This is a genomic window from Dyella subtropica (genome assembly GCF_026283965.1).
Classification (GTDB): Bacteria; Pseudomonadota; Gammaproteobacteria; order Xanthomonadales; family Rhodanobacteraceae; genus Dyella_D; species Dyella_D subtropica.
In genome coordinates, this window is the sequence record NZ_JAPDPD010000016.1 from 93,341 (window position 1) to 116,312 (window position 22,972).

A 22,972-nucleotide genomic window follows, 5' to 3' on the forward strand; every position below is an offset into this window, starting at 1 on the left:
ATCTTGATAGCTGCGCTTGCTTCCCGCCGTCAGGTCTTGCGCGGCGGGCTATTGCGAGGCGTGTTGTTTCGCGGTGGCGCGGTGGAGCCGCGAACCACCAGCTCGGGGATGAAGCATTCATTGGGCGGCGCGCCGGTCGGCTCACTGCCTTCGCGTTGCAGGTCGGCCATCAAATGCAGCGCGGCATGGCGGCCGATCTCACTGGTGGACTGACGCGCCGTGGTGAGCGCCGGCCACGCCTGCTTGGAGAACGGGCTGTCCTCGAAACCGGCGATGGATAGATCCCACGGCACATCCAGCCCGCTGGAACGCGCCGCCGCCAACACACCGGCCGCGATTTCGTCATTGCTGCCGAAGATCGCCGTGGGCGGATCCTTCAGCGCGAGCAGTTTGCGGGCGCCGCGGAAACCGTCGTCGAAGGCATAGCGGCCCGGCAAGACCAGCTTCTTGTCGAGCGGAAGGCCGTACTCCTTCAGCGCGTTGGCGTAACCCTGGTAACGCTCCGGACTGGAGCGGTGGTGCGGTTCGCCCCACAGGAAACCGATGCGGGTGTGGCCGAGCTGGATCAGGTGTTCGGTGATCGCATAGGCCGCGCTGCGGTCATCGACATAGACGCAGGGCGAGCCGTCGTGCGGATCTTCGCGCGACGAAATGATGCGCACGAAGCTGATCCCTTGCTCCATCAGCGTGGCGACCAGATCGGTCTGCTCCGACATCGGTGGCGCCAGCACCAGGCCGGCCAGCCGGTTGCGTTCCACCAGCGCGCATAGCTCGTCAGCCAGGCCGGGCGAGGTGGAGTCGCAAGGATGAATTTGCAGACCGAAGCCGCGTTCGCGGCAGGCCGAGAGCACGCCGTCCTGCATGCTGATGACGTAGTGCGCGTTCGGGTTGTCGTAGACCAGGCCGATGGCATACGCATGCGTGCTGCGCAGGCCACGGGCGGAAGGGTTGGGTTGATAGCCCAGCGCCTCGATCGCTCGCTCCACCTTTTCGCGCGTGTCCGTGCGTACCGACGCTTCCCGGTTGATCACGCGGGAGACCGTTTTCAGCGAGACGCCAGACCACTTGGCGACGTCCTTGATGGTGGGGTTGCGCAACGCGGGAAACTCCGGAAAAACGGTAGGGCATCGTAGCCCAGCGGATTGTGATGAGGATGGCGTGAGGGGGATGAGTTGCGGGGCCATGACGGTCAGGCCCCGCCAAGCGCAATGAGCGGGTTCAGTGGGCGTGCTGGCCGACCCGATGACCGCGCATCCCGTAGTAAAGGATGTACAGGTAGCAGGGCACCATCAGCAGCATGAAAACCAGCTGGAAGTCGAAGTACTGCTTGAGATGCACGAACGCCTGCGGAATCAGCGCGCCACCGGCGATACCCATGATCAGCAAGGCCGAGCCGGCCTCGGTATGCCGGCCCAGGCCCTTGATCGCCAGCGGGAAAATCGCCGGCCACATCATCGCGTTGGCAAAACCGAGCGCGGCCACGAAAGCCACCGAGGCATAGCCGTGGGTGAGATAGGCGCCGAGTGTGAACAGCACGCCAAGCAGCGCCGACACCGCCAGGTAGGCCTGCTGTGAAATCACCTTCGGGATCAGCACCAGGCCAGCCACATAACCGGCGAGCATGGCGACCAGGGTGTAAGAGGTGAAGTGCTTGGTCGCGTCCAGCGGCAGGTCGAAGCCGCGGCCGTAGGTTCCGATCGCGTCGCCCGCCATCACCTCGACGCCGACATAGACAAACAGGCACACCACGCCCAGCCACAGGTGCGGGAAGCTGAAGATGCTGCCCTCGGCATGACCGATCTCGGCCTCGGCATTCGCGCCGGACGGCTTCACTTCCGGCAGCGCTGAGCGCACCACCCACACCGCCAACAGCACCAGCAGGCCGGCCATCACCATGTACGGCATGTGCACTTTGGCGGCGAAGGTATCCAGCAGCGCCTCGCGCGCTTCATTGGTCGGCGCCGCCTTCACCTGCTGGTCGAACGTGTCGATGCCGTTCAACACCAGCCAGCCGAACACCAGCGGCGCCAACGCACCGGCCACCTTGTTGCAGATGCCCATGAAGGCAATGCGCTGCGCCGCGCTGTCGATCGGGCCGAGGATGCTGATGTACGGGTTGGAGGCCGTCTGCAACAGCGACAGGCCGGCGCCGATCACGAACAGCCCGGTGAGTGCGCCCGGATACACCCGCATGGTCACGAACTGGCCGAACATCACCGCGCCAATCGCCATCACGAACAGGCCAAGCCCCATGCCCTTCTTCATGCCGGTGCGGCGTAGCACCCACGAAGAGGGCAGCGCCAGGAAGAAGTACGACAGGTAGAACGCCATCGGCACCAGGAAGGCGTTCACGTCGTCCAGGTTGAAAGCCAGCTTGACGAAGGTGATCAGCGGCCCGTTGAGCCAGGTGACGAAACCGAAAATGAAAAACAGCACGCCGATGATCATCATCGGCAGCACGCTGGATGTGCGGGACTCGCCGGCGGCAAGCGTTGTGGACGACATGAAGTAACTCCCCGAGTGTTCTGATGCCGACGGCCGGCCGGTTGGCCGCGTCGCCCCCGGTTCGATTTATCCGCGCTAACTAGCAACGTTGTCAATTGCCCTGACGCGAAGGACATTCCTGTCTCGCTCCCTGGGGATGACTTGAGACACCCCCTTTCCGCAGCTGTGGCGCAGTGCGGCAAACCCGCCATCCGCTTGGCAAAAAGCATGCAAACCGGCCGCGGGTCGGGCTTTGACACGTTGTTCACAAGCGCAGGTTCTTGCCCTCCCAAAGCGGATTGCTGCGCTGCGAAAGCGGGCGAGCAGCGACTAGGAACTTGACCGGTTGACAACGTTGTCATTCGTTATCCAGACTCCGGCGAAATGGGGCTGTTTGACAACAGCGTGACGTCCGCATGACGGCGTCCACAAATGAGGGGAGGGGTTGTGGCGAAACTGGCCAACCACGGCAGCGTGCTGAAGAGCGCCTCGCAAGGCATGCCTTTCCTGGCGGCCGATGTCGGCGGCACGCATGCGCGCATCGGACTGGTGAGCCAGCATCCGGACGGCATGCATCCCGTCACGGTGCTGCAGTACCACCGCTACGCCTGCGCGGAATGGCCCAGCCTGACCGCCGTTCTCAAGGATTTCGTCAGCCATCTCGGCAGTACCGTGCACGTGGATCAGTGCGCCGTGGCCAGTGCCGGCTACGTGCTGGGCGACGCCATCGTCAACGACAACCTGCCCTGGCCGGTGTCGATCCGCGACATCCGCGACAGCCTCGGCATCGAACGGCTGGCCGTCATCAACGACTTCGAAGCGGTGGCCTATGCCACCCAGTTCCTGGCGCAGGCCGACACCACGCCGGTGATCGAGGCCGAGTTGCCGCTCAGTCCCGGCCCCGTGCTGGTGATGGGGCCAGGCACGGGTCTGGGTTCGGCCGTGCTGCTGCCGGGCCATCCCCACGCCACCGTGTTGGCCACCGAGGCTGGGCAGATCGCGCTGTCGCCGGGCAATGAACGCGAGATCGAGATCCTGCGCCTGCTGTCGAAAGACCGCACCTATGTCTCGTTCGAACATGCGTTGTCGGGCCCAGGCCTGCTCAACCTGTATCGCGCGCTCTGCACGTTGCGCGACATCCCCACGACGCTGACCAAGCCGAGCGAAGTGACGTGTGCTGCGCTGGACCACAGTAACGAAGCGGCCGTTGAAGCGCTCGATGTGTTTTGCGGCTTGCTCGGCAGTTTCGTCGGCGACCTGACGCTGCTGTACGGCGCTCGTGGGGGCGTATTCCTCGCAGGCGGCATCCTGCCGCAGATCCGCGAAGTGCTGCTCGCCAGCCGTTTTTCCCAACGTTTCTTCAACAAGGGGGTGATGCGCGCCTTCTTGCAGCAAGTACCCGTTCGACTGATGGAGCACGGCCAGCTCGGTGTGATCGGCGCGGCCGGCATGTATCTCGACGGCATGCGTCTGGACAGCTGGACGTCCAAATCGCCGGGGAGCGATGTACCAAAGATTTCGTAGCCCATGTTGCAACCAACCGGGCGCAAGCCCAGCCACCAATCAGCGGATGTCGCCACGCTATCCGCCAGTGATTCGCCTTTGAGGGGAGGACCACCATGTCACACCGCAAGACGCTACTAGCCGCAAGCATCATCGCCAGCCTCTGTCTGGCCGGTTCCGTGTACGCACAAGACGCCGGTACCACGACCAATGCGTCCCAGACCAAGGCCGATCGGGCCAAGGCCAAGGAACTCGGTCAGGTGACCGTCGTCGGTATCCGCGACAGTGAAGCCGAGTCGCTGAACCTGAAGAAAGAAGCCAACTCGCATGTCGAGGTGATCACCGCCGAAGACATCGGCAAGCTGCCGGCCAAGAACGTGGCCGACACGCTGCAGCGCCTGCCCGGCGTCAACATCAGCTCGTCCAGCGCCACTGAAGGCGGCTTTGACGAAAGCGATCGCGTGAGCCTGCGCGGCACCAATCCCAGCATGACGCAGACATTGGTCAATGGTCACACCGTCGGCACCGGCGACTGGTTCGTGCTGAGCCAGGTGCAGACCGTGGGCCGCAGCGTGAGCTACAGCCTGCTGCCGTCGGAAATCGTCAGCGAAGTGGTCGTGCACAAATCGTCCGAAGCCAAGCTGCAGGAGGGCGGCAGCGCGGGCACGGTCGACATCATCACGCGCAAGCCGCTGGAGTTCGCCAAGCCGATCACCGCGGAAGCCTCGATCGGCGGCGTGTACGCCGACCTGCCGGGCAACACCAAGCCGCAGTTCAGCGGCCTGTTCAACTGGAAGAACAACGACAACACCTTCGGCGCGATGGCGCAGGCCTTCTACGAGAAGCGTAGCCTGCAGCGCAACGGTCAGGAGATTGTCGGTGGCTACAACCAGATCGGCGCCAAGGATCCGATCGCCGTCGCCCACCCGGATCTCGCCGGGGTGTACTACCCGAACGAAACCGGCCAGACGCTGTTCACCCAGACGCGCGAGCGCAAGGGCGGCACCATCGATCTCGAGTGGAAGCCGCTCGACAACGTGACCCTGAACCTCAGCAGCTTCTATTCCAAGCTCAAGGCCGACAACTACAACCGCAACTACATGATGTGGGCGAGCCAGTTCGTGCCGAGCGGCGCGGGCTTGCAGCCGGGCTACACGGTGCAGAACAACGTGCTGAAGAACGCAACGTTCGCGCCGCCTTCGGCGACCGATATGTGCGGCACGACCCTGTGCAGCGCCACGGCCTATGGCGTGTATGACCAGATTTCACGTCCGCGCGCCTCTTCGTCATCCGCCTACACCACCCTGGACGGCGAATGGCGCGCCACTGACCACCTGACCTTCACCGGCCAGGCCGGTACCACCAAGGGCAAGGGCGACAGCCCGACCCAGGACGTGAGCGAACTCGGCTTCGGCGCTGGTGCCGGCGCCAACTGGGCCATGCGCGGCACCGGCCAGCCGATCAACTGGGGCATGGGCGGCGACAACAGCTCCCCGTCCGGCATCATTCCTTCCGCGGGCTGGATCTTCGGTGGCCAGGACATCCACGTGAAGGACAAGGAGAACTTCTACCAGGCCGACGGCGAGCTGGCCTTCGACGACTCCAAGTTCTTCCTGTCGTCGCTGGATTTCGGCGTGCGTTATTCCGACCACACGCGCGAGAACAAGAGCGAAATCGCCCAAGGCCCGACCGGCGACTGGCAGAACCCGGCCAACTATCCGCAGTCGTTCCAGCACTATCCCAGCGGCTTCAACGGCGATCTTGGCGTCAACGCTCCGGGTCCGGTGTGGTACTACAGCCAGGGTGCGCTGGCCGCATTCGATGCCAAGTACGCCAACCGCAATCCGGTGACGCGTTTCTACTGGCAGGATCTCTACAAGGTCAACGAGAAGGACACGGCGCTGTATCTGCAGGCCAACTTCAGCGGTGATCGCTGGAGCGGCAACTTCGGTGTCCGCTATGTCGATACCAAGGAAGACATCACCTACAACACCCCGACGGTGTCGCAGTACACGACATCGGGTCCGATCACGGGCTCGGCGTTCGGTGACTACTACAAGAACACGTACAAGCACAGCTATGGCCGGTTCCTGCCCAGCCTCAACTTCAAGTTCAACCTGACCGACGATCTGCTGGCTCGTTTCGCCGCCTCGCAGACGATGACGCGTCCGGACTACTCCGCGCTGGCCGGCTCGTTCTCGCTGGATGACCTGACCCACACCGGCACCGGCGGCAACCCGCAGCTGAAGCCGCTGATCGCGACCAACTTCGATGCCGGCCTGGAGTGGTACTTCGCACCGCGCGGCCTGGTGTCGGCTGGCGTATACAACATGCAGCTGAGCGACTATGTGACCTTCGGCAACAAGAACATCCTGTTCAAGGACCAGCAGGCCAGTAGCCAGCAGGGTCACGACGTCTTCTCCAACTACATGGTCAGCGTCCCGACCAATACCAACGGCAACGTCAAGGGCGTGGAGCTGAACTACATCCAGCCGATCGGCGACAACTTCGGCGTGCAGGCGAACTACACCTATGCCAGCGGCCACGCCGACGGCAACAAGCCTCTGCAGGGCACCTCGAAGCACACCTACAACGTGTCGGGCTACTTCGAGAACCAGCAGTTCAATGCGCGCTTGAGCTACACCTACCGTTCCTCGTTCTTCGACGGTGTGAGCCGTTCCGATACCTTCTATCAGGCGGGCATCGGCAATCTCGCACTGTCGCTGGGCTACAACATCAACCAGTGGATGGCGCTGTCGTTCGACGCGATGAACCTCAACAACCCGAAGTTGAAGTACTACACGATCAATCCGGGTTACGGCAGGCAGCCATCCGACTTCTATGTGAACGGTCGTCAGTACTACCTCAACCTGCGTTTCAAGTATTGAGCGCAGCCACCGCGCGAGCCGCCTGTTGGCTGACCTTGTCCGGGTCAGTCAACAGGCGCTTGTCGCCTTGCATGGCACGCATCACCTTTTGAAGCCACCGGCTTCACTCCCCACAGACCTGGCCCCCCATTGCCAGGTCTGTTTTTTGCCCGGGAGAATGGGCCGGGTTCGACCCCGGCACGTTCGCTCCCACCCGTTATCGCCGAGACATGCCATGAGCAAGTTGCGCCTACTGTTCCGCCTGGCCCCGTTCTGCCTGGTTTTGTCTGGCTTCGCATCGCTGGGTCATGCCACGGATGTGATTCCGCCCACGGTGGCGCTGATTCCCAGGCCCGTACAGATGGTGGCAGGGAGCGGCAGTTTCCTGGTGCAGTCCGGGGCGGTGGTCGCGGTTCCGGACGAGGATGCGGCGACCTTGCGCACCGCCAATTATTTTGCAGGCTTGCTGCAGCGTACGCGCGGTCTGGCGCTTTCCGTGCGCAGCGGCACGCCCCGCGGCACAGCGATTGAGCTGCGACGAGACCCTCACGCAACCGTGGCCAACCCGGAGGGCTATGTGCTGGACGTAACGCCACAGGGCGTCAGCGTTACCGCGCGCACGGAAGCTGGCCTGTTCTACGGCGCAATGACCCTGTGGCAGCTGCTCACGCCGGACGACGAACGAGGCGAAATGCGCCTGCCCGCGTTGCACATCGAGGATGAACCGCGCTTCGTTTGGCGCGGCGTCATGCTCGACGTTGCAAGGCACTTCACGCCGCCGGCCGAGATCGAGCGATTGCTCGACCAGATGGCCCAGCACAAGCTCAACACCTTCCACTGGCACCTCACCGACGACCAGGGCTGGCGCATCGAGATCAAACGCTATCCCGAACTGACCCGCATCGGTGCGTGGCGCACGCCGCCGGGTGCGGGCAAAGAGGGTGAGCCCAAGCGCTACGGCGGCTTCTATACGCAGGATGAGATCCGCCACATCGTTGCCTACGCCGCCGAACGGCAAATCACCGTGGTACCGGAGATCGACCTGCCAGGCCATGCGCAGGCGGCGATAGCGGCCTATCCACAGCTCGGCGTCACCGGTAAGCGGCCGACGGTGTCCACCGATTGGGGCGTCAATCCGTATCTCTACAACGCCAACGAGCCGACCCTGCGCTTTGTCGAGAACGTGCTGGACGAAGTGATGGCGCTGTTTCCCTCGCGCTATATCCATCTCGGCGGCGACGAGGCGATCAAGGACCAGTGGAAGGCCTCCCCGGCGATCCAGGCGCGCATGCGCGCGCTGGGCGTCAAGGACGAGAACGCTTTGCAAAGCTGGTTCATCAATCAGCTCGGGCAATATCTCGCGGAGCACGATCGACGCCTGGTCGGCTGGGACGAGATCCTCGAAGGCGGGCTGCCGGCAAGTGCGACGGTGATGTCCTGGCGCGGTACCAAGGGCGCCATCGAGGCCGCAAAACAAGGCCATGACGTAGTGTTGTCGCCATCGCCGGAGCTTTATTTCGACCACGTGCAGAGCGACCGCGACGATGACCTCACCGGCCGCCTGCCGCCGATCACCCTGGCCAGCGTGTACGGCTTCGAAGCCGTACCGGCGGAGCTGGACCCGAGCCAGGCGAAGCACGTGCTTGGCCTGCAGGCCAACGTGTGGACCGAACACCTGCCCACGTTCGTACATGTGCAGCACGCACTGATGCCGCGCCTGGATGCCCTGGCCGAGGCAGCATGGTCGCCGGTGGCGATGCGTAACTGGGATGGTTTTCTCACGCGCCTGCCGGCACAGCTGGCCAGGTACCGCTTGCAAGACGTGCACTATGCAGACAGCGCCTTCGCTCCGGCCATCGAACTGGATCGCAACGCAGCGCTCGCCAACGGCACCGCGCACGTCACCATGGCTAGCCAGGCGCGCGTCGGCAGCATCCATTACACGCTCGACGGCAGTGCCCCTGGGTTGAACTCGCCGCACTACAGCCAGCCCTTCGATATCAAGCTGCCGGTCACGATAAAAGCGGCCAATTTCTACGCTCACGGCGGCCCACTCCCGATGTCCGCGCCACGCGAACGCGTGCTCGACCGCGCACACCTGCTCAGCCGCAACAGCGGTGAACTGCCGAATTGCCCCGGCAGCGATTTCACCTTGCGTGTGCAGCCGATGCCGGACGCGACATCGCTCGCGCCCGCCTACAACCTCAACGTGTTCGACAGCTGCCGCATGTTCCGCGCGGCACCGTTGGACGACATCGCCTCCATTCGCGTGGACGTGGCCCGCCTGGCGAACAATTACGCGCTGGCCGATGATGCGAAGCTGGTGGTCTCGCGCAAGGCCCGCACGGCGCATGGCGAACTGGTGGTGTACCGGGATCGCTGTGATGGCCCGAAGCTCGCCGACTTGCCGTTGCCGGCGGGCGGCACGAGCAGCTTCACTCTCAGCGGCCCCTTGGCAAAAGCGCAAGGCGCGCACGACCTCTGCCTGGTCTTCACAGCACCGGCTCATGGTCCGTTGTACGCGATAGGACAGGTTTCACTGGTGCCGGAGGAACGGGCGCCGTGACCTCGCGTGCTGCGCGTCTAGGCTCCGTCGATGCGCTGCGCGGCTGTACCGTGGCGGCGATGTTGCTGGTGAACGATCCGGGCGACTGGGATCACGTCTTCGCACCGCTCGAACATTCAGCGTGGAACGGCTGCACGCCGACCGACCTGGTGTTTCCATTTTTCCTGTTCGTGGTGGGCGTGTCGGTGGCGCTGGCCATCGGGCCGCGCCTGGAGCAGGGAGCCGACCGCGGCGTGCTGATGCGTGCCGCAGGGGGGCGCGCGTTGCGCATCGTGGCACTTGGCGTGCTGATCAACGTGCTGGCCTGGCTGATCATGCCAGGCGCGCATCTGCGCTTTCCGGGTGTGCTGCAGCGGATCGGCGTTTGCTTCGCCGCGGTTGCGGCGTTCGAGATCTATGCCAGTCCGCGCACGCAGTGGGCATCCCTGGCGGCGATCCTGCTCGGCTATTGGGGATTGCTGACGTTGGGCGGTTCGCTGGAACCGTGGACCAATCTGGTCAGTCGCGTGGATAGCGCGGTGTTCGGGCCCTTCGTTTATCAGATCGATGCGGTGAGTGGGCGCGGGCATGATCCGGAGGGATTGCTGGGTGTTCTTCCTTCCATCGCGACCTGCTTGCTCGGCCTGCGGGCCGGGTATTGGTTACGACAGGAGCGGCTCAAGGTGCTCTTGCTGGGCGCTGTTGTCGCACTGGCGCTCGGTGCTGTCTGGTCGTTGGTGTTTCCGTTCAACAAGAATCTTTGGACGTCCTCGTTTGTGTTGTGGACGGGTGGGTGGGCGATGCTCGCGCTGGCGTTGTTTCATGTGCTGGTGGACAAACGCGGTTGGCCTGCATGGGGGCGGCGGTTTGGCGTGAATGCGGTGGCGGCGTATGCCGGCTCGGAGTTGATGCAGATTCTGTTGCCTGGGCTGCGTATCCAGGAGCCGCTTTATCGCGGTGCGTTCGCTGGGTGGATCACGCCGATGGCGGGGCCTTATGTGGCTTCGCTCGCGTTTGCTATCGCGTTTGTTGCAGTGTGGTGGGTGATTGTGTGGGCGATGGATCGCAAGCGCCTGTACATCAAGCTCTGATGGAGTAACTCCCTCTCCCCTCCGGGGAGAGGGTTGAGGTGAGGGGCGGGTGCTCGAGACTACGTTCCCTACTTCGTCATTCCGGCGAAAGCCGGAATCCAGTGCCTCTACGCTTCGATATTCGCCTTATCGCGACCTGGCTCGCCTGCGGCGGGCTTTCGAACCGCTGCCGCGGTCCGAGTCACTTTCTCTTGCTTGCCCAAGAGAAAGTAACCAAAGAGAAGGGCACCCCGGTTTCGCGCTCTACGGGCTTCGCCCTTCGAGTCCGTGAGGTCTGGCCGGGCTTTTCGACACGACGTCCCTGTCGTGTCGAAAAGGCATCGACGTCCTGTCGATGCCCCCTTCGGGGCCTGATCGTCCAGCCCTCACCGCTGCACAGGGGACCCGTGTACGGCTCGCTTGCGCATCGCCTTGCTTTGCTCCCTCTCCCCCGTTCACCGATTTGTGCAGGGGGGAGAGGGTTGGGGTGAGGGGTGGGTGCTTGAGATGGCGTTGCTATCTGCCTATGGCGCGAAAACTCGACCTGACATTTGCCTCGGCTATCATCGGCTGCTCACTGACATGAAGCTGACGAAAGGGGTCTGTTGATGAAGCACACACTACCGCTCGCGCGTCGCGGGTTGATGCTAGCCATGGCTGCGTTGTTGAGTGCTTGCGCGAGTCAGTCAGTGACGCTGCCACAGACCACGCGCACCGCATCGATCGACGTGCCGTCGATCAAACGGCCAGATGGCGAGACGGCGCAGTGGTGGTTTCGCAGTGGGGCCGCTCAGGCTGCACTGGCTTCTGCGCAGGCGAATTCGCAAGGGCAGAAGGCGAAGAATGTCATTGTGTTTCTTGGCGACGGCATGAGTATTCCGACGATTGCGGCGGCTCATGTGTTGGCGGGGCAGCGCAAGGGATTGGATGGCGAGAGCTATCGGCTGAGTTTCGAGCAGTTTCCATTCAGTGCGCTTAGCCGCACGTATGAAACCGATCAGCAGACGGCGGATTCGGCGGGGACCATGACCGCGATCATGAGCGGCGTGAAGACGCGCGCGGGTTTCATCGGTGTCTCGCAGGTGCCGCGCCGCCAGGACTGTGCCGCCAGCAAGGGGCAGGAGCTGGTCACTACCTTGGAGTTGGCCGCCACCGCCGGCATGAGCACGGGTGCGATCACCACCACGCGCATTACCCACGCGACGCCAGCGGCAACTTATGGCCATCTGCCCGAGCGCAATTGGGAAGTGGATGCGGAGTTGACGCCGGAAGCGAAAGCGCAGGGCTGCAAGGATTTCGCCGCGCAGCTGATCGACTTTCCCAGCATCAACGGACTCACCGTGGCGATGGGCGGTGGCCGCACGGAATTCATGCCAGCCGGTAAAACCGATCCGGAGTATGCGAACAAGGTGGGCCAGCGCCTGGACGGGCGTGACCTGCTCGGCGAATGGAAGGCCAAGCATCCCGATGGCGCTTACGTGTGGAACGAGCAGCAGCTGAAGGCGCTGGACCTCTCTCGCACCCCGCGCCTGCTTGGCCTGTTCGAACCCTCGCACATGAACTTCGAGCACGAGCGCGCGAAGGACAAGGCGGGCGAACCCAGTCTCGCCGAGATGACTTCCAGTGCGATCGAAGTGCTCAAGCAGAATCCGAACGGCTTCTTCCTGATGGTGGAAGGTGGCCGTATCGATCACGGGCTGCATGCCGGCAACGCCTTTCGCGCGCTGGACGAAACCATTGCGTTCGCCGATGCGGTGAGCGCCGCGCTGGCGCATACCGATCCGGCCAACACGCTGATTGTGGTGACCGCCGATCACTCGCACACGATGACTTTCGCCGGCTATCCCAAGCGCGGCAACGACATCCTCGGCCTGGTCAAAGGGCACACCGATAGCTACGACGAGGAAGGCGGTACAGGCGTGGCCCACGACGCGGGTGGCAAGCCTTACACCACGCTGGGCTTCGCCAACGGTCCCGGCTACACCGGCGCCAGCAATCGCCAGCCGGAAGGTTCCAAGCGCTATCCGCACAACCCCAGTGAGTTCAAGCCCGTTACCAAGGGCCGTCCGGACTTGAGCAAGGTCGACCCCACCGATCCGGACTATATGCAGGAATCCATCGTGCCGATGAAGGCGGAAACGCATGGCGGCGAGGATGTCGCCATCTTCGCTAACGGTCCTGGCGCAGCGGCCTTCCATGGCGAAATCGAACAGAACGCCATCTTCCACATCATCGTGCAGCACAGCCCGCTCATCCGCGCCGAACTGTGCAAGCTCGGCAGTTGCAACGCCGATGGTGTGCCGGTGGATCGGCCGACTTACGAGGCATGGTTGAAGCAGGTGGGTAAGTAACCGCTTGAGCTGGGCTTGCGATGTCCAGCTCAGCCCGCCCTGGCAAGTAATGACGATAGCGTTGCATCCACACGCAACCTCAGTGTCAACGAAGCGACATGTGATGGCGCCACGATAGCTGGCTGTTTGCTTAGAGCCTGTCCCTTATCTCTGCACGGACCACGCAGCGATAGGGAACAGGCGCTTAGGCAAGCGCCCCATTCCCCTGGAGCTTCACATCATGAAGAAAAACATCCTGGCGATGGCGACAGCCATCGCGCTGGCCGCCCTATCTCAAAACGCCTTGGCGGCTGACGTCGACCAGCCTGCCGCCGATGCTGCGGCCGCCAAGCCGGATGCCGCCAAGAACCTGGAAGTGGTCTCGGTGATCGGCCAGGGCGAGACGCGTCAGGTGCAGCGCGTGAAGCCGGCGGATACCACCGTGCTGCCGGCCGGCACCAGCATCCAGAAGGTGCTGAACCGCATGCCGGGCGTGAATGTGCAGTCCAACGATGCGTTCGGCGCGAACGAGGAATCACAGACCATCAGCCTGCGCGGCTTCAACGGCCAGCGCCTGGGCTATACGTTGGATGGCGTGCCGCTCGGCGACAACGCCTACGGCAACTACAACGGCCTCAACATCAGCCGCGCGCTGATCTCCGAAAACGCGGTGGGCGCGGAGCTGGCCGAAGGCATCGGCAGCCTCGGTATCGCCTCCACCAGCAACCTGGGCGGCGCCATCCAGTATTTCTCGGCCGATCCGCAGGCCAAGTTCGGTGGCCGTTTCGCGCAGACCTTCGGCACGGACCAGAATCGCCGCACCTATCTGCGACTGGATACCGGCGACTACCACGGCTTCTCGATGTACTTGTCGGGCATTCGTGCGACTGCCGACATGTGGGCGCGGCCGAATTCGCCGACCACCACCAAGCAGTTCAATGCCAAGGCGGTGTATCAATTCGACGGTGGTCGCATCACCGCGTTCGCCGATACCTCGCGCACCTCGCAGGCGGACTACGCGTACCTCTCCAAGAGCGGCATGGGGCGCGGTCTCGGCTGGGACTGGAACCTGTATGCACCGGATTGGAATCGCGCCCTGGCGGCGGCGTATTGCGCACCGGCCTACACCGTCAAGGGCGTGAAGGATGCGCGCTGCGGGTTCTCCGGCGGCGTCGACAATATCGACGATGCTTACTACCAGAGCCGCGCATTGCGCCGCGACGATCTCTATTACCTCGCCGGCGATTTCTATCCGAGCGACAGCGTGACCTTGCATGGGCAGGTCTATCACCACGAGAACGCCGGCCAGGGCCACTGGTGGTCGCCGGGGCAGAAGTCGAATCCGGGCACGCCACAGGAACTGCCGATCTCGATCCGCAGCACCAACTACAAGATCAACCGCACCGGTGCCATCGCGTCGCTGGCCTGGGATGTCGGCGGCCATCATCTTGAAGGCGGCGTGTGGTACGAGCAGAACCACCACAACGTCGAGCGCAACTTCTACTACATAAGCAGCCCGATCAATGACGATACCTATCTCAGCGATCCCAACCGCCGCCTGTTTAGCCAGGCCTATGTGATCACCACGCGCCAGGCCTATGTGCAGGACAGCTTCAAGCTGCTGGACGATCGCCTCAGCGTGGACGTGGGCGTAAAGAGCCCGCACACCACGATGACCGCCAAGGAGGCCACGGGCATGTTCGAAGCGCCGGTCGCCAATGGCACGCTGAAGGCCGACAAGAACCTGCTGCCGCAGATCGGCGTGGGCTACAAGCTGGACGCCGGCCAGGAGCTGTTCCTGTCTTACGCGAAGAACATCGCCGCGTTCCAGGGCGGCGGTGCCAGCGGTCCGCTGCTGGTGACGCAGGCCTCGTTCAATGCGACACAGGGCAACCTCAAGCCGGAGCAATCGCGCACCATCGAAGGCGGCTACCGCATCGTGCAGCGCGAGTTTGAAGCCTCCGCCGCGTTGTATGACGTGAAGTTCGACAACCGCCTGCTCTCGCTCAACCCATGCCCGAGCATCCAGCAGGGCACCACCCCGGCCTGCACCACGCGCTTCTATAACGTGGGTTCGGTGAGCAGCAAGGGTGCCGAGTTCACCTTCATCTGGAAGCCGTTGGAGCATTTCCAGTGGTACAACTCGGCATCGTTCAACCGCTCCACCTACGACAACAATTACGTACAGAACGGCGTGACCGTGCCGACCCAGGGCAAGATCACGGTCGATACGCCCAAGCGTATGTTCGCCAGCGAAATCAGCTGGGTGTACGGTCCATGGAACGTGAGTCTGCGCGGCAAGTACACCGGCACGCGCTACTACACCTATACCAATGACCAGGGCTTCGGCGGCTACACCTCGTTCGATTTCGGTGCCGGTTACGACTTCGGCGCGGCGTGGTTCGCGCAGGACGTTCGCTTGTCGCTCAACGTCACCAACCTCACCGACAAGCGCTACGCCTCCAACCTCACCGCGTTCGCCAATCTCGATCCGAACGGGCGCCAGTTGGCGTTCCATGCGAGTGCGCCGCGGCAGAGTTTCCTGACGTTGGATGTGAAGTTCTGATAGGTAGTCGCAAGGGTTCACCCCTCCCCAGCCCTCCCCTGCAAGCAGGGGAGGGGGCACGGAGTCGTGAGCTCTTGCTCCTCCCCTTGCTTGCAGGGGGAGGCTGGGAGGGGGTAAGCCCTTGCGACATCGCCACATTCCTCGCTCTAACAAATCACCTCGGACCCACCCATGAAACCGCTATCCTGGCTCGCTATCGCTACCTTGGGCTTGGCCTTGCCTTACGCCGCTCACGCGCTTGAAAAACCCATTGCCGCCAAGGTTCTGGTGATCGGCCATCGCGGCGCCAGCGCGCTGCGCCCGGAGCACACGCTCGCCTCCTACGGCAAGGCGATCGCTGACGGCGCCGATTTCATCGAGCCGGATCTGGTGATGACCAAGGACGGCGTGCCGGTGGCACGTCACGAGAACGAGATCAGCGGTACCACCGACGTTGCCAGTCACGCCGAATTCGCCGGCCGCAAAACCACCAAGACCATCGACGGCCACGCCGTCACCGGCTGGTTCACCGAAGACTTCACCCTGGCCGAGCTCAAAACCCTACGCGCCCGCGAGCGCCTGCCGGAGCTGCGCAGCACGAAGTACGACGGCCAGTTCCAGATCCCCACGCTGGACGAGATCATCGATTTCGTCGCCACGGAATCCGCCACGCACGAACGGGTGATCGGCATCATTCCCGAAATCAAGCACGGCACCTATTTCCAGAAGACCGGACTGCCGATGGAAGATCGCGTGCTGGCGATCCTCGCCGCGCATGCGTACACGCGCACCGCGCCGGTGGAGATCCAGTCCTTCGAAATCGCCAACCTGCGTTACCTGCACGGCAAGCTGGGCAAGGATCATCCGAACATCCGCCTGCTGCAGTTGCTCGACGATGCCAAGGAGCAGCCTTATGACGTGGTCGCGGCGGGTGGCAAGCTGACCTACGGCGAGATGATGAAGCCGGCCGGCCTGCGTGAGATCGCCGGTTATGCCGACGCCATCGGCCCGAACATCCGCGCCATCATCCCGCTCACCAAGGACGGCAAGCTGGGCCAGCCGACGCCGCTGGCGCACGATGCGCACGCGGTGAAGCTGGAGCTGCACCCTTACACGTTCCGTCCGGAAAACCACTTCCAGGCGAAGAACTTCTGGCAGGGCAGCGATCCGAAGACGTTCAACGAAGCCGGCTCCATCGCTGAGATTCGCGCTTATCTCGATGCCGGCGTCGATGCGTTCTTCACCGACGATCCGGCCCTTGGCCGCAAGGCCCTCGACGGGCGTTGAGCCTGCCATCAGATTGTCACCGGGATAGCGTTCACTCGAAGGCTTCCGTCCGCTATTCCGGTTTCCTCATGCGCTCTATTGCCCGCTGTTTCGCTGTCGGCCTGCTTGGTCTTGCCACCATCACCTCGGCGCACGCCGCACCGGTGTTGCTGATTTCCATCGACGGCTTGCGGCCGGCCGACGTGATCGAGGCGCAGCAGCGCGGATTGAAGCTGCCCAACCTGCAACGCTTCATGACGCAGGGCAGCTACGCCAGCGAGGTGCGCGGCGTACTGCCCACGCTCACGTATCCCAGCCACACCACCTTGCTGACGGGTGTGTCGCCGGATCGCCATGGCATCGCCGGCAACCTCACCTTCGATCCCACCAACAAGAACCAACAGGGCTGGGCCTGGTATGCCAGCGACATCCGCGTGCCCACCTTGTGGGATGCCGCCCATGCGGCGGGCCTAAGTACCGCCAACGTGCATTGGCCGGTGAGTGTCGGTGCCATGGTGGATTGGAACCTGCCGCAGATCTGGCGCACCGGTTTACCCGACGATCGCAAGCTGCTCGCGGCGCTGGCCACGCCGGGTTTGCTGCCCGCACTGGAAAAACAGTTGGGGCCTTACGCCGATGGCATCGACGAAAGCCTCGCCGGGGATGTCACGCGCTCGCGCTTCGCGGTGGAGCTGATGGAAGAACACAAGCCCGCTTTCATGACCGCCTACCTCACTTCGCTCGATCATGAGCAGCATGCGAGCGGTCCGGACACGCCGGAATCGAAACACACGCTGGAGCGCATCGACGGTCTCGTCGGCGATCTGGTGAGTGCGGCGATGAAGGTGCACCCGGACGGCGTGGTCGCCGTGGTGTCCGATCACGGGTTCCTGCCGGTGCAGCAGGACGTGAACCTCTATGCGCCCTTCATCCAGGCCGGCCTGATCACGCTGAAGGATGGTGCAGTGACGGACTGGCAGGCGATGCCGTGGAACGATGGCGGCAGCGCGGCCATCGTGTTGCGCGAGCCAGGCAATGCAGCGACCTTGGCGAAAGTATCGGCCTTGTTGGCGCAGTTGCAGGGGAATCCGGCTTACGGCATCGAGCGCGTACTCGATCACGCTCAGTTGGTGGAGCAGGGCGGCACATCGCAGGCGACGTGGTTCGTGCTGTTCAAGCCAGGCTTTGAAATGGCGGTGAAGCCGGATACGCCGCTGCCCGCGCCCAGCCATTACCGCGGCATGCATGGTTACGATCCGGCGATGCCGGCGATGCGTTCCACCTTTCTGGTGGTAGGCAAGGGTGTGCCGGCGGCGAAGAATCTGGGCGCCGTGGATATGCGCGATATCGCGCCGACGCTCGCGCGTTTGCTTGGTGTCAGTCTTGCGCAGGCTCAAGGTAAGACGCTGCTTTCGCCTTGAGCTCCTAATCTCCCTTTCCCCTTCAGGGTGAGGGGCAGGTGCTCAAGACACCCCTCCTACTTCGTCACCCCGGCGTAGGCCGGGGTCCTGAGTGGTGCGCTTCGATGTTCGCGGCTGCGTGCCCGCTGCACAGGGGACCCGGAGATCAAGAGCAACACCAAGAGCGTTTGTGACGCTGTGTTGTCATTTTGCGAACCACTGCTGCTCTGACATGCGTATGTAAACTCAGTTTCACAAATTGCGTACATGCTTGTACGTACGGCTGTGGGAGACGCGCTTCAGTTCGGCCTCGCCGGATTGACTCAGGTGAGAGCGCGTTTTTAAGGGGCAGCCTTCGATTCCATCCAATCAATCAACGACGTGGCCTCCCGCCAAGGGGGACGGCTGCGCAAAGGAAACGTACGCATGTCAGTTCGCAGGGGTTCTATCCGCATGACGGGTCTCGCGCTCGCGTTGTTCGCGGCGTTGCATGGTGTGGCTGCAGCGGCCGATAACGATGTGACGCCGGCCGTGGCGGATGCCGCCGCCGACAAGGCGAAGACGCTTGATTCGATCTCGGTGATCGGCCAGGGCGAGACGCGCCAGGTGCAGCGCATCACCATCGAGGACGTGAAGATCCTGCCGCCGGGCAGCAGCGCGCTGAAGGTGCTGGCCAGCAAGCCGGGCGTGCATTTCGAATCGGCTGATCCGTTTGGCAACTACGAGTGGTCGACCCGCTTCAGCCTGCGCGGCTTCAACCAGAACCGCCTGGGCTTCACGCTGGACGGCATCCCGCTCGGCGATATGAGCTACGGCAACAACAACGGCTTGCACATCAGCCGCGCGCTGATCGCCGAGAACCTCGGCACGGCCGAACTGGCCGAAGGCATTGGCGCGCTGGGCACCGCCTCCACCGGCGACCTGGGCGGTACCGTGCAGTTCTTCTCCGCCGACCCGCTGTCGAAGTTCGGCGTGACCGCCTCGCAGGGTTTCGGCACGGATGCGGCGCGTCGCACTTTTGTGCGCCTGGATACCGGCAACTACAACGGCTTCTCCGCTTACCTGTCAGGTGCCTACTCCACCGCGGACAAATGGAAGGGCGACGGTTCGCAGACGCAGAAGCAGTTCAACGGCAAGGCGGTGTACGACTTCGGCGACAGCCGCGTCGGCGCGCTGCTGACCACCTCCAGCCGCGACGAGACCGACTATCAGGATCTCTCGCTGGACATGCTGCATCGCCTGGGCTGGAACTGGGATAACTACGCGCCGAACTGGAATCGCGCGGTGAACGCGGCCAACGGCGTCTACACCGGCGGCGTAACCAACGCGGACGACGCCTACTACGCGGGCCGTGGTCTGCGTGACGACACCGTCGGCAGCCTGTTCGGCGATTTCGCGCTGGCTGAGGGCCTGCGTTTCAAGGCGACGGGCTACTACCACACCGATCGCGGCCAGGGTCACTGGTGGACGCCGTACCAGGCTTCCTACCCGGGCACGCCGCAGCAGGTGCCGATCTCGATCCGCACCACCGAATACGGCATCGACCGCACCGGCGTGGTGTCCTCGTTGAACTGGGACATCGGCATGCACCATATCGAAGCCGGCGTGTGGTACGAGGACAGCAACCACAACGTGCACCGCAACTACTACTTCATCTCTGGCCCGGTGGATGATCGTCGCTTCCTGCGCAATCCGGACATCCGGGTGTTCGCGCAGCACTACGAGACCACCACCACGCAGTATTACCTGCAGGACAGCATGCATTTGCTGGACGACCGCCTGTCGGTGGACGTCGGCTTCAAGGCGCCGGACAGCAAGATCAAGGCGCAGGCCACACCGGGTCTATTGAAGACCTACGCCTCGGGCGATCTGGAGGCGAAGAAGAACTTCCTGCCGCAGGTCGGTGCCAGCTACAAGCTGGGTGACGGCTATGAGGTGTTCGGTTCGTACGCCAAGAACATCGCCGCTTTCCAGGCCGGCGTGAACGGCCCGCTGGCGACCACGCAGGTGGCGTTCAACGCTTTCGGCAAGCAGCTGCGTCCGGAAGAGTCGCGCACCATCGAGGGCGGCGTGCGTAGCGTCACCGACTTCTACGAGGCTTCGCTGGCCTTGTACGACGTGAAGTTCAAGAACCGCCTGCTGGTGATCTCCCAGTGCAGCGGCATCATGGGCTGCCCCAGCGCGTACGCCAACGTGGGCTCGGTCACCAGTCGCGGCGCCGAGCTGGCCGTCAACTTCAAGCTGACGCCGGAACTGCGCTGGAACAACTCGCTCTCCTATAACAAGTCCACGTACGACAACAACTACGTCGACGGCGGCGTGGTCGTGCCGACCAAGGACAAGACCACCGTCGACAGCCCCAAGCAGCTGTTCGCCAGCGAATTGGTCTGGTTGCATGGTCCGTGGGATATGCGCGTGTCGGCCAACTACACCGGCAAGCGCTACTACACCTACCTCAACGACGCGTCGGTGCCGTCCTACTGGATCTTCAACGCCGAGGCCGGCTACGACTTCGGCAAGTTGGGCGAGACGGTGCAGGATCTCAAGCTGGCACTCAACGTGACCAACCTTGCCGACAAGAAGTACTTCTCGTCGATCGGCACCAACGGCTTCGTGCCGAGCGACCCGCAGGGCCAGTTCGCCACCTTGCAGGTAGGTGCCCCGCGCGCCGCCATGCTTACGGCGACGGTGCGCTTCTGATGCCCTTCTCCCTCCCCTGCGTGAAGCAGGGGAGGGTTGGGGTGTAGCCCCGCAAGTCCCAATGTGGTTCCAGGGGCTTCCCCCCTCCCACTCCCTGCTGCCTGCAGGGGTGCTTGTTACGACAGCTCGAAGACGGCGAATCGGTTCTATGATCGCCACCGGACTATCCGCCGGTTGCATGCATGGCCGCCCTACCTACCGCCACTCCTTCCTACACAACACCCCGCTGGCTCAGCTTCGCTACGTGCTGCCTGGCTCTGGGCGCCATCGCTGGCGGACTGCTGGCGGAGGACACAGCGGACTGGCTCTGGCTGCATTGGCTGTGCAAGCCCCTGGCCACTGCCGTGGTGTTCTGGATCGCCTGGCGTACGCCCGCCCCCCTCTCGTCGCGCTATCGTCAGTGGATTCTCGGCGGCATCGGCTTGTCGCTGGTGGGTGATATTTTCCTGATGCTGCCGCAGGACCTGTTCGTCGAGGGCCTGGTGGCTTTCCTATTTGCGCACCTGTGTTTCCTGGTGGCGCTGAGCATGGACGTGCGTTTCGGCACGCGTCCGCTCGCCTTGCTGGGCTGCCTTGCCTATGGCGCGCTCACGCTTTGGTCGCTCTGGCCCACGGTGCCGGAGGAATTGCATCTGCCGGTGGTCGTCTACACGGTGGTGTTGGCCATCATGGGTGGGCAGGCGATGGGACGTGCGTGGCAGCACGCCGTGCAACGCGACACGCTGGCGAACCCAGCCTGGCTGGCTGCGTGTGGCGCGGTGCTCTTCATGATGAGCGACACTTTGCTGGCCTGGAACCGCTTTCGCATCAACTTGCCCTGGGCCGTGCTTTGGGTGCTGGCGACCTACTATGGGGCGTTGTGGCTGCTGGCGCGCTCGGTGGCCAGCGCTGACCCGGAAGAAGAGGGGGGGCGGATTTGAACATCCCTCATTCAAGCGCGCAGGAAATCATCATCACCTGGGCGACACCGGTTTTCTTCGTCTTGATCGCACTCGAGTTGCTGGTGGCGAAGTGGCGCGGACGCAGCGTGTATCACACCAGCGACGCCATCAACAGCCTCGGACTCGGCGTGATCTCACAGATCGTGGCGGTGTTTTCCAAGCTGCTGACCTTGGGCATCTATGCGTGGTGTGTAGAACACCTGGCGTTGTTCGCGCTGCCGGCCGACCGGCTATGGGTGTGGGCAAGTGCGCTGTTGCTGTACGACTTCCTCTATTACTGGCTGCACCGCGCCGGGCACGAGGTGAACATCTTGTGGGCCGCGCACGTGGTGCATCACCAGAGCGAGGACTACAACCTCAGCACCGCCTTGCGCCAGACCGGCAGCGGCGTGCTGCTGGGCTGGCTGTTCTATCTGCCGATGGCGTTGCTGGGTTATCCGCTGCAAGTGTTCGTGGTGGTGGCGCTGATCGACTTGCTCTATCAGTTCTGGGTGCACACCGAGATGGTGGGGCGGTTGGGCTGGTTCGACCGCGTGTTCTGCTCGCCCTCCAACCATCGCGCGCACCATGCGGTGAACGATCGTTACCTGGATAAGAATTACGGCGGCATCTTGATCCTGTGGGATCGGCTGTTCGGCAGCTTTGTCGAAGAGAACGACGAGGACCCGCCGGTGTACGGCACACGCGCGCCACTGCGCAGCTGGAATCCGTTGTGGGCGAATGCCGAGGTGTATTGGGCGACGTGGAAAGACGCGTGGCACGCGGAACGCTGGCGCGACAAGCTGCTGGTGTGGATCAAGCCGCCAGGCTGGCGCCCGGTGGATGTGGCGGCGCGCTTCCCCAAGCCGGCTTTCGACATTCTGCGTGAGCGCTATGAGCCTCGGTTGTCGCCGGCACTTGCCATCTACGGTGTGGTCCAGTTCGCGTTGCTGCTGGTGATGGGCGTGCACTTCCTCGATCTGGCCAAGCACCTGCCGGCCACGGCCCTGCTGACCTACGCGGGCTTTTTGTTGCTGAGCCTCAGTGCGCTGGGCGTGTGGATGGAAGGGCGGCGCATAGGGTTCTGGCTGGAGCTGGCGCGCGTGTCGGCAACGGCCGTGCTGGCCCTGGCGATGGGCGGCTGGTTTGCCGTGGCGCAGCCGGTGATCGGTTTTGCTATCGCGGCGGTCTACCTGGTGAGCGCGGCTGCACTCGCGGGCATGGACCGGTGGCCGGTGTTGCGCAGGGCAGGTGGGGCGCCGCAGGCGCTCTAGCTCGCCAGGGGAGGCCGCGCAATCGCAGCATGGCGCCAGCTGGCGCATTCGCTATGATCGCCGCTCCT

General features: G+C 63.4%; 13 protein-coding genes. 11 read left to right on the top strand and 2 right to left on the bottom strand.

The annotated features are described in order from the left end of the window. Nucleotides 1-29 precede the first annotated feature (29 nt). Entirely contained in the window at nt 30-1,097 is a 1,068-nt protein-coding gene (locus OUZ45_RS14745) for a LacI family DNA-binding transcriptional regulator (RefSeq protein ID WP_266170884.1), read from the bottom strand. Nucleotides 1,098-1,218: 121 nt separating this feature from the next. Beyond that, nucleotides 1,219-2,505 (bottom strand): sugar MFS transporter, encoded by a 1,287-nt coding sequence (locus OUZ45_RS14750; protein ID WP_266170885.1) that lies wholly within the window; start codon nt 2,503-2,505, stop codon nt 1,219-1,221. Between the two features lie 411 nt (nt 2,506-2,916). Between OUZ45_RS14750 and glk the strand changes: the two genes are divergently transcribed. From glk to OUZ45_RS14805, 11 genes are all read left to right on the top strand, one after another. After that, the gene (gene glk / locus OUZ45_RS14755; RefSeq protein ID WP_266170886.1) at nt 2,917-4,008 is read left to right on the top strand and encodes a glucokinase; all 1,092 of its coding nucleotides are present in this window, start codon (nt 2,917-2,919) and stop codon (nt 4,006-4,008) included. 95 nt (nt 4,009-4,103) lie between these two features. After that, nucleotides 4,104-6,875: a TonB-dependent receptor gene (locus OUZ45_RS14760; RefSeq protein WP_266170887.1), complete on the top strand. Its 2,772-nt coding sequence runs from the start codon at nt 4,104-4,106 to the stop codon at nt 6,873-6,875. A 214-nt stretch (nt 6,876-7,089) separates the two neighbouring features. Beyond that, nucleotides 7,090-9,420: a family 20 glycosylhydrolase gene (locus OUZ45_RS14765; RefSeq protein WP_266170888.1), complete on the top strand. Its 2,331-nt coding sequence runs from the start codon at nt 7,090-7,092 to the stop codon at nt 9,418-9,420. Continuing rightward, complete coding sequence (locus OUZ45_RS14770; RefSeq protein WP_266170889.1) at nt 9,417-10,490, top strand: acyltransferase family protein; 1,074 nt, start codon at nt 9,417-9,419, stop codon at nt 10,488-10,490. Before OUZ45_RS14765 ends, OUZ45_RS14770 begins: the two co-directional genes overlap by 4 nt. Nucleotides 10,491-11,077: 587 nt before the next feature. Beyond that, nucleotides 11,078-12,820 carry an alkaline phosphatase family protein gene (locus OUZ45_RS14775; protein WP_266170890.1) on the top strand — a complete coding sequence of 581 codons (1,743 nt, stop codon included), beginning with the start codon at nt 11,078-11,080 and terminating at the stop codon, nt 12,818-12,820. A 220-nt stretch (nt 12,821-13,040) separates the two neighbouring features. Then, entirely contained in the window at nt 13,041-15,365 is a 2,325-nt protein-coding gene (locus OUZ45_RS14780; RefSeq protein WP_266170891.1) for a TonB-dependent receptor, read from the top strand. Between the two features lie 171 nt (nt 15,366-15,536). Further along, entirely contained in the window at nt 15,537-16,631 is a 1,095-nt protein-coding gene (locus tag OUZ45_RS14785; RefSeq protein WP_266170892.1) for a glycerophosphodiester phosphodiesterase, read from the top strand. A 68-nt stretch (nt 16,632-16,699) separates the two neighbouring features. After that, nucleotides 16,700-18,031 carry an alkaline phosphatase family protein gene (locus OUZ45_RS14790; protein ID WP_266170893.1) on the top strand — a complete coding sequence of 444 codons (1,332 nt, stop codon included), beginning with the start codon at nt 16,700-16,702 and terminating at the stop codon, nt 18,029-18,031. Between the two features lie 405 nt (nt 18,032-18,436). Beyond that, nucleotides 18,437-20,710: a TonB-dependent receptor gene (locus OUZ45_RS14795; protein WP_266170894.1), complete on the top strand. Its 2,274-nt coding sequence runs from the start codon at nt 18,437-18,439 to the stop codon at nt 20,708-20,710. 182 nt (nt 20,711-20,892) lie between these two features. After that, entirely contained in the window at nt 20,893-21,630 is a 738-nt protein-coding gene (locus OUZ45_RS14800; protein WP_266170895.1) for a lysoplasmalogenase, read from the top strand. Continuing rightward, nucleotides 21,627-22,904: a sterol desaturase family protein gene (locus OUZ45_RS14805; RefSeq protein WP_266170896.1), complete on the top strand. Its 1,278-nt coding sequence runs from the start codon at nt 21,627-21,629 to the stop codon at nt 22,902-22,904. The genes OUZ45_RS14800 and OUZ45_RS14805 overlap by 4 nt, the downstream gene beginning before the upstream one ends. Nucleotides 22,905-22,972 lie beyond the last annotated feature (68 nt).

Bases quoted from the DNA above. Each gene is read 5' to 3' on its own strand.
- OUZ45_RS14775 (WP_266170890.1), top strand. From the start codon at position 11,078: ATGAAGCACACACTACCGCTCGCGCGTCGCGGGTTGATGCTAGCCATG.
- OUZ45_RS14765 (WP_266170888.1), top strand. From the start codon at position 7,090: ATGAGCAAGTTGCGCCTACTGTTCCGCCTGGCCCCGTTCTGCCTGGTT.
- OUZ45_RS14750 (WP_266170885.1), bottom strand. From the start codon at position 2,505: ATGTCGTCCACAACGCTTGCCGCCGGCGAGTCCCGCACATCCAGCGTG.
- OUZ45_RS14785 (WP_266170892.1), top strand. From the start codon at position 15,537: ATGAAACCGCTATCCTGGCTCGCTATCGCTACCTTGGGCTTGGCCTTG.
- OUZ45_RS14800 (WP_266170895.1), top strand. From the start codon at position 20,893: ATGGCCGCCCTACCTACCGCCACTCCTTCCTACACAACACCCCGCTGG.
- OUZ45_RS14760 (WP_266170887.1), top strand. From the start codon at position 4,104: ATGTCACACCGCAAGACGCTACTAGCCGCAAGCATCATCGCCAGCCTC.
- OUZ45_RS14795 (WP_266170894.1), top strand. From the start codon at position 18,437: ATGTCAGTTCGCAGGGGTTCTATCCGCATGACGGGTCTCGCGCTCGCG.
- OUZ45_RS14780 (WP_266170891.1), top strand. From the start codon at position 13,041: ATGAAGAAAAACATCCTGGCGATGGCGACAGCCATCGCGCTGGCCGCC.
- glk (WP_266170886.1), top strand. From the start codon at position 2,917: ATGAGGGGAGGGGTTGTGGCGAAACTGGCCAACCACGGCAGCGTGCTG.
- OUZ45_RS14790 (WP_266170893.1), top strand. From the start codon at position 16,700: ATGCGCTCTATTGCCCGCTGTTTCGCTGTCGGCCTGCTTGGTCTTGCC.